Origin of the sequence: Actinacidiphila sp. DG2A-62 (assembly GCF_035825295.1) — a bacterium.
GTDB lineage: Bacteria > Actinomycetota > Actinomycetes > Streptomycetales > Streptomycetaceae > Actinacidiphila.
Map to the genome: position 1 here is coordinate 3,359,630 of NZ_JAYMGI010000002.1, position 11,998 is coordinate 3,371,627.

At 74.7% G+C, this 11,998-nt stretch carries 12 protein-coding genes; 7 read left to right on the forward strand and 5 right to left on the reverse strand.

Going from position 1 to position 11,998, the window contains the following annotated elements; all coding sequences use genetic code 11:
• The first annotated feature begins 34 nt into the window (after positions 1-34).
• The 3 genes from VSR01_RS14665 (at position 35) to VSR01_RS14675 (ending at position 2,674) form a co-directional block, all read left to right on the forward strand.
• Complete coding sequence (locus VSR01_RS14665; RefSeq protein WP_326449652.1) at positions 35-682, forward strand: TetR/AcrR family transcriptional regulator; 648 nt, start codon at positions 35-37, stop codon at positions 680-682.
• 277 nt (positions 683-959) lie between these two features.
• Complete coding sequence (locus tag VSR01_RS14670) at positions 960-1,211, forward strand: hypothetical protein (RefSeq protein WP_326449653.1); 252 nt, start codon at positions 960-962, stop codon at positions 1,209-1,211.
• Positions 1,212-1,492: 281 nt separating this feature from the next.
• A complete protein-coding gene (locus VSR01_RS14675; RefSeq protein ID WP_326449654.1) occupies positions 1,493-2,674 on the forward strand; it encodes a flavin-containing monooxygenase in 1,182 nt (393 codons plus the stop codon).
• A gap of 156 nt (positions 2,675-2,830) precedes the next feature.
• Here the strand turns inward: VSR01_RS14675 and VSR01_RS14680 are convergent, their stop codons facing one another.
• Complete coding sequence (locus tag VSR01_RS14680; RefSeq protein ID WP_326449655.1) at positions 2,831-4,246, reverse strand: MFS transporter; 1,416 nt, start codon at positions 4,244-4,246, stop codon at positions 2,831-2,833.
• A gap of 265 nt (positions 4,247-4,511) precedes the next feature.
• Between VSR01_RS14680 and VSR01_RS14685 the strand changes: the two genes are divergently transcribed.
• The gene (locus VSR01_RS14685) at positions 4,512-5,456 is read left to right on the forward strand and encodes a GlxA family transcriptional regulator (RefSeq protein ID WP_442785675.1); all 945 of its coding nucleotides are present in this window, start codon (positions 4,512-4,514) and stop codon (positions 5,454-5,456) included.
• 56 nt (positions 5,457-5,512) lie between these two features.
• Here VSR01_RS14685 and VSR01_RS14690 read toward each other — a convergent pair whose 3' ends face one another.
• Together VSR01_RS14690 and VSR01_RS14695 are read right to left on the reverse strand one after the other, a co-directional pair.
• A complete protein-coding gene (locus tag VSR01_RS14690) occupies positions 5,513-5,920 on the reverse strand; it encodes an ATP-binding protein (RefSeq protein WP_326449657.1) in 408 nt (135 codons plus the stop codon).
• A gap of 464 nt (positions 5,921-6,384) precedes the next feature.
• Positions 6,385-6,762: an STAS domain-containing protein gene (locus VSR01_RS14695; protein WP_326449658.1), complete on the reverse strand. Its 378-nt coding sequence runs from the start codon at positions 6,760-6,762 to the stop codon at positions 6,385-6,387.
• 246 nt (positions 6,763-7,008) lie between these two features.
• On the opposite strand from VSR01_RS14695, the gene VSR01_RS14700 reads away from it, so the two are divergent.
• Together VSR01_RS14700 and VSR01_RS14705 are read left to right on the forward strand one after the other, a co-directional pair.
• Positions 7,009-7,596, forward strand: a complete 588-nt coding sequence (locus tag VSR01_RS14700) for a sigma-70 family RNA polymerase sigma factor (RefSeq protein ID WP_326449659.1) — start codon at positions 7,009-7,011, stop codon at positions 7,594-7,596.
• The gene (locus VSR01_RS14705) at positions 7,593-9,017 is read left to right on the forward strand and encodes a maleylpyruvate isomerase N-terminal domain-containing protein (RefSeq protein WP_326449660.1); all 1,425 of its coding nucleotides are present in this window, start codon (positions 7,593-7,595) and stop codon (positions 9,015-9,017) included. The genes VSR01_RS14700 and VSR01_RS14705 overlap by 4 nt, the downstream gene beginning before the upstream one ends.
• A 102-nt stretch (positions 9,018-9,119) precedes the next feature.
• Here the strand turns inward: VSR01_RS14705 and purU are convergent, their stop codons facing one another.
• Together purU and VSR01_RS14715 are read right to left on the reverse strand one after the other, a co-directional pair.
• On the reverse strand, positions 9,120-10,019 hold the full coding sequence (gene purU / locus VSR01_RS14710) for a formyltetrahydrofolate deformylase (RefSeq protein ID WP_326449661.1): 900 nt from the start codon (positions 10,017-10,019) through the stop codon (positions 9,120-9,122).
• 92 nt (positions 10,020-10,111) lie between these two features.
• The gene (locus tag VSR01_RS14715; RefSeq protein ID WP_326449662.1) at positions 10,112-10,567 is read right to left on the reverse strand and encodes an SCO4402 family protein; all 456 of its coding nucleotides are present in this window, start codon (positions 10,565-10,567) and stop codon (positions 10,112-10,114) included.
• Positions 10,568-10,862: 295 nt separating this feature from the next.
• Between VSR01_RS14715 and VSR01_RS14720 the strand changes: the two genes are divergently transcribed.
• Entirely contained in the window at positions 10,863-11,996 is a 1,134-nt protein-coding gene (locus tag VSR01_RS14720) for an ABC transporter substrate-binding protein (RefSeq protein WP_326449663.1), read from the forward strand.
• The last annotated feature ends 2 nt before the right edge of the window (positions 11,997-11,998 follow it).

Genomic DNA, 11,998 nt, shown 5'->3' on the forward strand with positions numbered 1-11,998 from the left:
TCGCGCGCTGATCACGCGTCGGTAAACTGACGGCATGACAGGACAAGTTCGCACCGTTGACGGCCGCGTGGCGGGCCGCCGCGGACAGGCGACGCGGCAGAAGCTGCTCGACTGCCTCGGCGAGATGCTCAGCACGTCGCCGTACCGCGACGTCAAGGTGATCGACGTCGCCCGGATGGCGGGCACCTCCCCCGCGACCTTCTACCAGTACTTCCCCGACGTCGAAGGCGCCGTGCTGGAGCTCGCCGACGAGATGGCCAAGGAGGGCGCGGGGCTGACCTCCCTCGTCGCCGGCCGCACCTGGACCGGCCGGGCGGGCGCGCAGGCCGCCGAGGAGCTGGTCGACGGCTTCCTCTCCTTCTGGCGCAGGAACGACGCGATCCTCCGGGTGATCGACCTCGGCGCGGCCGAGGGCGACAAGCGGTTCCACCGCATCCGGATGAAGATCCTCAACGCGGTGACCGGCTCCCTCACCGAGTCCATCCGGGAGCTGCAGGAGAAGGGGCGCGTGGACAAGGAGGTCAGCGCGCCGGCCGTGGCCGGCTCGCTGGTCGCCATGCTGGCGGCCGTCGCGGCCCACCAGAAAGGTTTCAGCGGCACCGGCGTCAAGCAGGCCGACCTGAAGCCGAACCTCGCGCTGCTGGTGCACCTAGGGGTGACCGGCAAGAAACCGCCGAAGTAGGCAGCGGTTCCAGCCCGCCGCCGGCCGCCCGCCGGGCATCCGCCCGGACCCGGCCGCCCCGGGGGCTCCGGCCGCCCGCCGCTCCAGCCGTCCTGCCATACGACGCCACGTCGTCCTTCCGGCGCGGGCGCCCGCACGTGACCTCGGGGAAGTCCGCGCGGCGCCCGCGCCGTACGCGTGTCCGGCGACGCCGCCCGTACGCCCGCCGACGCCCGGTCGCCGCCCGGTCGCCGCCCGGGCGGCGACCCGCGCCGCCGCGCCCGGCATGATGGCGTCCATGACCAGCAGCCCGACGCCCGGCGGACCGCGGCGCAGCGCCCTGTCCCGGTTCCTGTCCCCCGGCGCCGACTCCTCCACCCCGCAGCTGCGCGCCTACGCGGCCGTGTGGGGCCTGTTGCTGCCGCTGTGGGTGAGCGCGCAGTGGTGGACGCATCCGGACACGCTGCGGCGGGTACTGTACGTGCTGCTGTCCGTCGTCTCCCTGACGCAGTCGCTCAGCGCCCTCGCGCTGCTGCGCAAGCGCCGCTGAGGGTACGGCCGGGGGCCGCCGAGCGCACGGGCGGGGGCCGCCGAGCGTACGGCCGAGGCCGTGACGGGCCGGGCGCGCGGCGGGCGGCAGGCGCCACCCGCACGCTGGGCGGGCGGCGCCGTCCCCGCGGCGGGCGACGGCGCCGCCCGCGAGCCGTCCCGTGTGCCGAGGCGCGCACGTGTCCGGTCCGCGCCCCCGGGGGTTACCGCGCGATACCACGACGCTTACCGTCTTCTTGGCATTTCATCGTCACGACACTTCAGGTCCCGGGAGTCCCCACCATGGCCGAACCCTCCACCGCCGCACCGGACGTGCCCGCCAGCACCGCGACGCCGGACGCGCTCGTCATCGGCGCGGGCCCGGGCGGGCTGGCCGCGGCGGCGGAGCTGCGCCGGCGGGGGCTGCGCCCGCTGGTGCTGGAGCGCGCCGAACGCCTGGGCGCCTCCTGGCGCGGCCACTACGACCGCCTGCACCTGCACACCACCCGCCGGCTGTCCGCGCTGCCGGGGCTGCCCATCCCCCGCGCGTACGGCCGCTGGGTGGGCCGCGACGACGTGGTGCGCTACCTGGAGCAGTACGCCGAGCACCACGACCTGGACGTGGCCACCGGCATAGAGGTGCGCAGGGTGGAGCGCGGCGGCGCCGGCTGGGAGCTGCCCGCGACCGGCGGCCGGGTGCTGACCTCGCCGGTGGTCGTGGTGGCGACCGGCCACAACCACACGCCGTACATCCCCGACTGGCCCGGGCGCGACGGCTTCTCCGGCGAGCTGCTGCACGCCTCGGCCTACCGCAACCCGGCGCCGTACACCGGGCGGGACGTGCTGGTCGTCGGCGTCGGCAACACCGGCGCCGAGATCGCGGTCGACCTGGCCGAGGGCGGCGCCGGCCGGGTGCGCCTGGCGGTGCGCACCGCGCCGCACATCCTGCGCCGCTCCACCGCGGGCTGGCCCGCGCAGGCCAGCGGCATCGTCTGCCGGCGGCTGCCGGTCGCCCTGGTGGACCGCATCGCGCCGTACGTGGAGCGCGCCGGCACCCCGGACCTGACGCGGTTCGGACTGCCGCGGCCCGACAGCGGGCTGTACTCGCGGGTGCGCGAGGGCGCGATCCCGGTGCAGGACGTGGGCCTGATCGACGCGGTGCGCTCGCGCCGGGTCGAACCGGTCGCCGCCGTCGAGCGGTTCGACGGCGACAAGGTCCACCTGGCCGACGGGACCGACGCCGGGCCCGAGGTCGTCATCGCCGCCACCGGCTACCGGCGCGGCCTGGAGCCGCTGGTCGGTCACCTGGGGGTGCTGGACGGCCGGGGCCGCCCGGTAGTGCACGGCCCTTACACCGACCCGGCCGCGCCCGGCCTGTACTTCACCGGCTTCACCAACCCCATCAGCGGCATGCTCCGCGAGATGGCGATCGACGCGCGGCGCATCGCCAGGGCGGTGGCCCGGCAGGCGGTGCGGAACGGGTAGCGGCACCCCGCGCCGGGCCGCGTCTTCCGCCGCCTCTTGGAGGCGACGCCGCCGCCTGGGGCTGCGTCACCGCATAAGGCGACGCCGCCGCATAAGGCGACGCCGCCGCCCAAGGACGCGCCACCGCCCAAGAACGCGGCGGCGTCCAACGTCGCGTCACGCCGCCGCCGGGACCGTCGGCGGGAGGGCCGGCGGGGCCGGGCGGGCCGCCGGGCGGTGCCGGATGACCAGCGACATCAGCGCCGCCACCGCGCACAGCGCGCCCGAGCAGTACCAGACCACGTCGTAGGAGCCGAGCGCGTCGCGGGCCACGCCGCCGAGGTACGCCACCAGCGCCGCGCCGATCTGGTGCGCGGCCAGCACCCAGCCGAAGACGATCGCGCTGTTCTCGCCGTAGTGCTCGCGGCACAGCGCGATCGTCGGCGGCACCGTGGCCACCCAGTCCAGGCCGTAGAAGACGATGAACAGCAGCATCGGCGGGTGGATCGTGTCGTCGAGCAGCATCGGCAGGAACATCAGCGACAGGCCGCGCAGCCCGTAGTAGATCGCCAGCAGCCGGCGCGGCGAGAGCCGGTCGGTGAACCAGCCCGAGGCGACCGTGCCGGCGATGTCGAAGACGCCGATCACCGCGAGCAGCGAGGCGGCGGTGGTCACCGGCATGCCGTGGTCGTGCGCGGCGGGCACGAAGTGCGTCTTGACCAGGCCGTTGGTGGAGGCGCCGCAGATCGCGAAGGTGCCGGCCAGCAGCCAGAAGGTGCCGGTGCGCGACGCGTCCGCCAGCGCCCGCAGCGCGCGCCCGGCCGCGCCGGTGACCGGCGGCGGCTTCGGCGTGAACCGCTCGGCGCCGTAGGGCGCGAGGCCGACGTCTGCGGGGTGGTCGCGCAGCAGGAACCACACGAAGGGCGTGACCGCGAGCGCCGCGCAGGCCACCGTCAGCGCGGCCGGCCGCCAGCCGTGGTGCTCGGTGATCCAGGACAGCAGCGGCAGGAACACCAGCTGCCCGGCCGCGCCGCCCGCGGTGAGGATGCCGGTCACCAGGCCGCGGCGGGCGACGAACCAGCGGTTGCTGACGGTCGCGGCGAACGCCAGCGCCATCGAGCCGCTGCCCAGGCCCACCAGGACGCCCCAGCACAGCACCAGTTGCCAGCTCTGCGTCATCCGCACGGTCAGCGCGGAGCCCAGCGCGATCACCGCGAGCGCGCAGACGACCACCCGGCGGATGCCGAACCGGTCCATCAGCGCGGCGGCGAACGGCGCGGTCAGCCCGTACAGCGCCAGGTTGACCGACACCGCGAAGCCGATCATGCCGCGGGACCAGCCGAACTCGCCGTGCAGCGGGTCGATCAGCAGTCCCGGCAGCGAGGCGAAGGCCGCGGCGCCGATGATCGTCACGAAGGTGACCGCGGCGACCGCCCAGGCGCGGTGGACGCGCGGGCGGTGGACGCGCGGGCGGCGGACACCGGGCCGGGGCGCGGGGGCGGAGGCGGAGGCAGGGCCGCGCTCGGCGCCGCCGTCGCCGTCGCCGTCGCCGGAGGTCAGGGCGGGCTCGGGAACGGGAGAGGTCTGCGTCACCCGATCAGTGTCGGAATCCGGTCGTGCCGGAACGAGTGGCCCGAGGGCCACACTGTGGAAGAATCGGGCCATGCCCGCGGACCTCGACGCCACGACAGCCGACGCCCCGACATCCGCCGCCGCGCCCCTCGGCGCCACCGCCGACGCCACCGCCGACGCCACCGCCGACGCCACCGCCGGCGCCACCGCCGGCGCTCCCGCCGACACCGGCGTCTTCCGGCACCCCGGCCGCCATCGCGTCGCGGTCTTCGCCCTCGACGGGGTCATGCCCTTCGAACTGGGCATCCCGCTGCGGATCTTCGGCCTGGCCCGCACGCCCGAGGACGGCTCGCCGCTGTACGAGGTCGTCACCTGCGGGTTGCGGCCCGGCCCGGTGGACACCGACGCCGGCTTCCCGATCGTGGTCGAGCACGGCCCCGCCGCGCTGGCCGAGGCGGACACCGTGGTGGTCCCGGCGTCGCACGAGCTGGGCCCGGTGTACGAGGAGGGGCGGCTGACCGCCCCGCTGGCCGAGGCGATGGCGGCGGTACGGCCCGGCGCCCGCGTGGTGTCGATCTGCACCGGCTCCTACGTGCTGGCCGCCGCCGGACTCCTCGACGGGCGCCCGGCGACCACCCACTGGACCAGCGCCGAGCACTTCCAGCGGATCTTCCCCCGGGTCCGGGTCGACGCCGACGTGCTCTACGTGGACGACGGCGACGTGCTGACCTCCGCGGGCGTCGCCGCGGGCCTGGACCTGTGCCTGCACATCGTGCGGCGGGACTTCGGCTCCGCGGTCGCCGCCGAGGTGGCGCGCCGCACCGTCGTACCGCCCCACCGCGAGGGCGGCCAGGCGCAGTACGTGCGCAGGCCGCTGCCCGCGCCGCGGCTGGCCGGCACCGAGCGGGCCAGGGCGTGGGCGCTGGAACGGCTCGCCGAGCCGCTGTCGCTGCGGCAGCTGGCCGAGCGGGAGTCGATGAGCGTGCGCACCTTCACCCGCCGCTTCCGGGAGGAGGTCGGGATGAGCCCGGGCCAGTGGCTGACCCAGCAGCGCGTGGAGCAGGCGAGGCATCTGCTGGAGTCGACGGGCCTCGGCGTGGACGCCGTGGCCCGCCAGTGCGGGTTCGGCACCGCCGCGTCCATGCGGCAGCACCTCCAGGCGGCGCTGGGGGTGTCCCCGAGCGCGTACCGCAGGACCTTCAGGGCGGCGCCGACGCAGCCGGTCGGCTGAGGCCGGCGGGCGTTCCGCTCCCGGCGCGGGCGCGGCCTGACCGGCCCGCGGGGCGCTCAGCTCAGGACCGCGCCGCGGTCCACCTCGCACCAGATCTGCTTGCCGCCGGCCTCGGGGCGCCAGCCCCAGCGGTCGGCGAGGCCGTCGACGAGTTCCAGGCCGCGGCCGCCGGTCTCGTCGCGCTCGGCGTGGCGCGGCGCCGGCGGCGCCTGGCTGCGGTCGGCGACCTCGACCCGTACCGGCTCGGCGGGCGCCGTCGGGAACAGCATCCGCAGCACGGCCGGACATCCGGTGTGCACGACGGCGTTGGTGACCAGCTCCGAGATCAGCAGGATCAGCGTCTCCGCGACCGGCTCGTCGGCCCCTATCCCGGAACCCGCGAGCCGCGACCTCGCCCAGCGGCGCGCCCGCCCCACCTCGGCGGGGTCGACACCGACCTCCAGCTGCACCTGAAGCACCTGCACTGCTCACACCATCCGAACCGGCGGAAACGACGCCTCACGCCTGCTCAAGATCACCGTGCGTGACCTCGACGCCACCCAGCATGATTGACCGACAGTCACCCCAACAAGCGCTTCGGGCATATTCCAACGCGACCGGGGGGTCATGCTGCATACTGTGCCGCCGATGCCGCGAGGGGTCCGCGCAGGCTCAGCGCCGCCCCGGCGGGACCGGGCGGCGACTGTGGACTCCCCTGAACGCGACGGCACCCGATGGAGCGTACCCGAGGTCGATCCCGACTCCACCGCGTCACAAGTCACGCATCGGACACAACACCGTGCGGACGCTCTGTGACCGGCGTCACGTATGCGGGGCCGCCGGAGGCCGGCCAAGGGCCGGTGGGGGGCCGGTCGGGGGCCGTCGCGGGCCCGTCACCGGCACGTCACAGGCCCGCCGAAGGTCCGCCGCGGCCCGCCGGGACGCCGGCTCAGGCGGACAGCGGGCGCGCCTGGTCGTCCACCGCGGCGTCCAGGTCGGGGAAGACCTCGAACAGGCGTCGTACGCCGAGGGCGGCGAGCACGCGGTTGACGTGCGCGTCGCCCACGGCCCCCGGGCTGCCGCCCTCGGGTAGCACGATCCGCAGCCGCCCGGCGCACGAGCGCATGAGCCGGCGCGCGCCGATGAGCACGCCCACGCCGCTGGAGTCGCAGAACCGCACCCCGGCGAGGTCCAGCACCACGCTGCGCTGCCCGTCCGCCACCGCCTCGTGCACCTTCTGCCGGACCGCGGGGGACGAGATGAGGTCCATCTCGCCGGCGACGGTGACCACCGCCCACCCGTCCCGCTCGGCCTGGGTCACCTGCACGGGTTCCCACCTCGCCTCGCCGTCGACGTCTCCTCGGTCATCCCTACGACCCTAAGCCCGAATCCGGTCGGAACCGCGCGCGGAACCGATCACACCCGGATAACGGAGCGCCGAAAACGGTCACACTCGGTGTGAGGTTGGTGCAAAGGGGCGTACGCCACGGCGCACGGCCGGTACCTTCGGGTCTGCACGCGGGAGAAAGATGGAGACGGAACGAGGCGGGGGACGAAGCGAGGGGGGCGACCCATGGCGACACCCGCACCGCCGCGCTGGGACCGCAAGATGCAGCAGCGGCTGGCGCGCGGCGAGGAGGCCGCGCTCGCCGAGCTGTACGACCGCTACGCCTCCCTGGTGCACAGCCTCGCGCACCGCGTGATGGAGGACGACGAGGCGGCCGACCTGATCACCCGCGAGGTGTTCGGCTATGTCTGGGAGAACCCGGACGCGTACGACCCCAGGGACGGCTCGCTGCGGTCGTGGATCGCCTCGCTGACGCAGCGCCACGCGGTCTCCCAGCTGCGGCAGTACGAGAACCGCGGCCGCTCCACCCCGGCGGAGGTGGAGGAGCGGGTGCGCGAGGCCAACACCGCGGCCCGCGCCGACTTCATCGTCACGTCCATGCCGACGCCGCTGCGCGCCGCCCTCGAACTCGCCTACCGCGAGCGGCTCGACTACCGCGCTGCGGCGGCGGGCCTCGGCGTCAGCGAGGACGAGGCGCGGCGCAGGCTGCGGCTCGGCCTGCAACTTCTGTCCACCGCGATGGAGCCGGGCGGCGGCCCGGACCAGGGACTCGGCCGGCCCGGCGGACGCCCCGACCCGAGAGGCCCGCGATGAGCGGACCGGCCTACCACGACGGAGGCGGCGGCCACACCCCCGGCGAGGGCGGCGACGTGCCCCGCGTGCCGTACCAGCGCACCGACGCGGGCGGCACGGGCGACGGCGGATCCGACGCGGACAACGCGGGCGACCGTGGCTGCGACGCGGGCGCGGACGGCACGGGGGACGGCGGATCCGACGCGGGCGGCGCGCCGGGCGGCGGGGGCGACGACGAGATGCGCCCGCGCGGGGACTTCGACCACCCGACGCTGAAGTCGCTGCTCGGCGCCTGGGCGCTGTCCGCGTGCTCGCGCGAGGAGGCGCTGGCCGTCGAGGTGCACCTCACCGACTGCGCGGCCTGCGCCGACGAGGCGCTGCGGCTGCGCGACGCGGTGCGGCTGCTGCACCAGGAGGAGTCGCTGGACCTCGACCCGCTGCTGCGCGCCCGGGTGCTGGAGGGCTGCCTGGGCCGGCGTCCCGCGCGCATCCCGACGCCCGAGTGGGCCGGCCCGTACGGCGCGGAGGCGGCGCGGCTCGACGCCCTGCTGCGCGACCTCGGCGACGGCTACTGGGAGGCCCCGGTGGACCTGCGCTGGTTCGACGGCGCGCCGGCCACCCGCCGGTTCACCGTCGGCCAGGTCATCGCGCACCTGTCCGCCGTGGACGGCCTGGTGACCAGGTCGCTGGGCCTGGCGGGCTCCGGCGGCGCGGGCGGCTCCCGCGACGAGGGCGGCTCGGGCGGAGCGAGTGGTTCCGGGGCCCCCGAGGGCCGCGGACCGCTGCGCCGGGCGCGGCAGGACGTCGAGCTGCCGCTCGACCCCTGGCAGCGCACCGAGGCGCACTGGTCGGCGCGCCGACATCTGCCCGGCGCGACGCTGCGCTCGCAGTGGCGCGAGCAGAGCCTGACGCTGATGCGCACGGTCTCCTTCGCCGGCCGCGGCGCGGCCGAGCTCCCGGTGGACTACGGCGCCTTCACGCTGCCGTTGCAGGACGCCTTCCTGGACCGGGCGTTCGAGTGCTGGATACACGCCGGCGACATCGCCGAGGCGGTGGACTACCCGTACGATCCCCCGCCGCCGCACGCCCTGCACGGCATGGTCGACCTGGCCGCGCGCCTGCTGCCCGGTGTGCTGGCCGAGCGCCGCAGAACCGGCCTGGCCGAGTCGCCCGCGCGGCTGCTGCCCGCCGGCCGGGCGGGGCGCTCGCTGCGGCTGGAGATCGAGGGCGCCGGCGGCGGCGACTGGTACCTGCCGCTGGACTCCCCGGGCGCCACCGCCTCGCCGGACGAGATGGTCGCCCACGTGGCGATGGACAGCGTGGAGTTCTGTCAGCTCGCCGCGGGCCACGTGGAGCCCGAGCGGGCCGCGGCGGGCCGGCTCGGCGACCGTACGGCGGTGCGGGACGTGCTCTACGCGGCGGCGTCGCTGTCCCGGCTGTAGCGCCCCGGGCCCGGCTGTAGCGCCCGGGCCCGGCAGGGCGCCCGGGCCTGGCCGAGCGAAAGGACCGGGCCGGGTGAAAGGAGCGGGCGGGGCGCCCGGGGCTCAGGCGAAGACGACCGTGCGGCGGCCGTTGAGCAGCACGCGGTGCTCGCAGTGCCACTTCACCGCGCGCGCGAGCGCCTGGCACTCCACGTCGCGGCCGATCGCCACCAGCTGCTCGGGCGTGACCTCGTGGCCGACCCGCTCGACCTCCTGCTCGATGATCGGGCCCTCGTCGAGGTCGGCGGTGACGTAGTGCGCGGTCGCGCCGATCAGCTTCACGCCCCGGGCGTGCGCCTGGTGGTACGGCTTGGCGCCCTTGAAGCTCGGCAGGAAGGAGTGGTGGATGTTGATGATCCGCCCGGACAGCTTCGCGCACAGGTCGTCGGAGAGCACCTGCATGTAGCGCGCGAGGACGACCAGCTCGACGCCCTCCTTCTCCACCAGAGCCAGCAGCTCCGCCTCGGCGTCGGCCTTGGTCTCGCGGGTGACCGGGATGTGGTGGAACGGCACCCCGTAGGAGCCGGCCAGCGCCCGGAAGTCCTCGTGGTTGGAGACGACCGCGGCGATCTCCACCGGCAGCGCGCCGATGCCCGCCCGGAACAGCAGGTCGTTCAGGCAGTGCCCGAACTTGCTGACCATGAGCACGATCCGCATGCGCTCCTCGGACGGGTGGATCGTCCAGTCCATCCGGTACGCGCCCGCGACGGCGGCGAAGCTCGCGCGCAGCTTGTCGACGGTCACCCCGGCGTCGGCGGAGAAGTGGACGCGCATGAAGAACAGGCCGGTGTCCTGGTCGCCGAACTGCCGGCTGTCGACGATGTTGCACCCGGTCATGAAGAGGTAGCTGGAGACCGCGTGCACGATCCCCTGCTTGTCCGGGCAGGACAGCGTGAGGACGTACTGCGGCGGCTCCTGCGCCGGAGGCGGCCCGGCGGGCGTCCGGCTCTGCTGTGCGTTCACACGCGCCAGCCTCGCACACCGGACCGGGCTCCGGCAGGGATGTCCGATCGGCGGAACGGTGCGCACGCGGTCGGCGGGCCGGGCCCGAGGGGTCAGGAAGCGGCGGCCGTGCGGTTGTAGATCGCCAGGATCTCCAGGGAGCGCGGCGGGGCGTCGGGGTCCTCGCCGTCGGCCCGGGCCATCCGCACGTGGGCCTCGCGGGCCGCGCGCACCGCCTCGGGCCAGGCGTGGTGGTCCAGGTACGCGGCGACCGGGGCGTCCGCGCCCACCTGGTGCAGGATCTTCAGCACCCGCAGCACCGCCACGTCGACCAGCGCGGCTTCCTGGGAGTCGCGGAAGATCGTGCCGACGTACTTCTCGGCCGACCAGTTGTCCAGCCAGGTGTCCTCCACCAGGCGGTACACGGCGTCGGTGACGTCCCCGTACCCCTCGCGCCCGGCCTGCCAGACCTCGCGCTGGAACACCGGGTCGCCGATCATGTGCAGTGCGGAGCGCACATTGCTGCGCCATCGCCACCAGGGCATGTCGTTGAGCGGCATGCCTCCCATCGTGGAGGAGGCACGGCCACGGCGGGAAGACTTCTCCGAAGCTTGCACGGTCCCCGATCGTACGCACCCGGACGCCGGTACCTGCAATTCACCCGAAAGTGACCTCCCGTTCCCCCGCGCGCACCCGGGCGTTGGCGACAGACCGGAATCTTCCGGATACATGACTGGACTGCGTGCGCGCGGATTCCGCAGGACCTCCGCCGCTTTCCTGGCCGCTTCCGCGCTGCTCACGCCGATCAGTGCATGCGGTGTGCTCCCGGGGAGCGCGGGGGGCTCCCCGGGCCCCGTCGTGGTGATGACCTGGGCGCCGGTGGGCACCCACGCCACCAACAAGCCGGGCATGCTGGCGATGGCCGAGGTCTACGAGAAGTACGTCAACGACCACGGCGGGCTCAACGGCCGCAAGCTCAAGGTGCTGACCTGCAACGAGAAGGACGACCCGAACACGGTCAGGGACTGCGCCCACCAGGCCGCGGACGCCGGCGCGGTGGCGGTCGTCGGATCGTACAGCGAGCAGGGCGACTCCTTCATCTCCTCGCTGCAGACGCTCGGCATCCCGTACGTGGGCGGCTTCGGGATCACCGAGGAGGAGTTCCAGTCGCTGATGTCGTACCCGGTCAACGGCGGCATGCCGGCGCTCCTGGCGGGCAGCGGGCGGCAGTTGGCCGACCTGTGCAAGAAGGTCACCCTGGTGCGGCCGGACTCGGCCACCGGCGACCAGTACCCGGCGTTCCTGGACGCCGGGCTGAAGACGGGCGGCGAGAAGGCGGCGGTGGACCAGCCGGCCCCCGACGACACCAGCGACTACACCGAGGCCGCGGCCCGCGCGGTGGGCTCGGACAAGGCGAGTTCGTGCGTCTCCGCGGTGCTCGGCGACCACACGCCGACGTTCTTCGACGCGCTGCGCAGGACCGGCGACAAGGTCCCCAAGGTGCGGCTGTCGTCGGTGCTCGGCAGCGTCGAGCAGTCGGTGGTGGACTCCACCGGCGGCGCCTCCAGTCCGCTGGAGAACGCCTACGTCACCGGCTGGTACCCGGTCGCCAGCGACCCCAAGTGGAACGGGATGAAGGCCGCGGTCACCAAGTACGCCTTCGACGACGACGACATCGACGTCGCGGACGTGGGCGAGCAGACCACGTGGATCGCCTACACCGTCTTCACCGAGGTGGTGCGCGCGATGGACGAGAAGACCAAGGTGACCCCGGCGAGCGTCCAGCACGCCCTGGACCACACCACCCACCTGTCCACCGGCGGCCTCACCCCCGAACTGGGCTGGACCGCCGCGGACATGAAGGGCATCCCGGACTACGCGCGGATGGTCAACTCCAAGGTCACGTACCAGGTGATCCGCAACGGCCGCCTGGTGTCGGCGCGTCCGGGCTTCATCGACCTGGCGCCGACTCTGAGGTCGACGATCTCCTGGTCCTGACG

Coding starts and splice junctions, on each gene's coding strand:
- VSR01_RS14665 (WP_326449652.1), top strand. CDS start 35: ATGACAGGACAAGTTCGCACCGTTGACGGCCGCGTGGCGGGCCGCCGC.
- VSR01_RS14670 (WP_326449653.1), top strand. CDS start 960: ATGACCAGCAGCCCGACGCCCGGCGGACCGCGGCGCAGCGCCCTGTCC.
- VSR01_RS14675 (WP_326449654.1), top strand. CDS start 1,493: ATGGCCGAACCCTCCACCGCCGCACCGGACGTGCCCGCCAGCACCGCG.
- VSR01_RS14685 (WP_442785675.1), top strand. CDS start 4,512: ATGCCCTTCGAACTGGGCATCCCGCTGCGGATCTTCGGCCTGGCCCGC.
- VSR01_RS14700 (WP_326449659.1), top strand. CDS start 7,009: ATGGCGACACCCGCACCGCCGCGCTGGGACCGCAAGATGCAGCAGCGG.
- VSR01_RS14705 (WP_326449660.1), top strand. CDS start 7,593: ATGAGCGGACCGGCCTACCACGACGGAGGCGGCGGCCACACCCCCGGC.
- VSR01_RS14715 (WP_326449662.1), bottom strand. CDS start 10,567: ATGGGAGGCATGCCGCTCAACGACATGCCCTGGTGGCGATGGCGCAGC.
- VSR01_RS14720 (WP_326449663.1), top strand. CDS start 10,863: ATGACCTGGGCGCCGGTGGGCACCCACGCCACCAACAAGCCGGGCATG.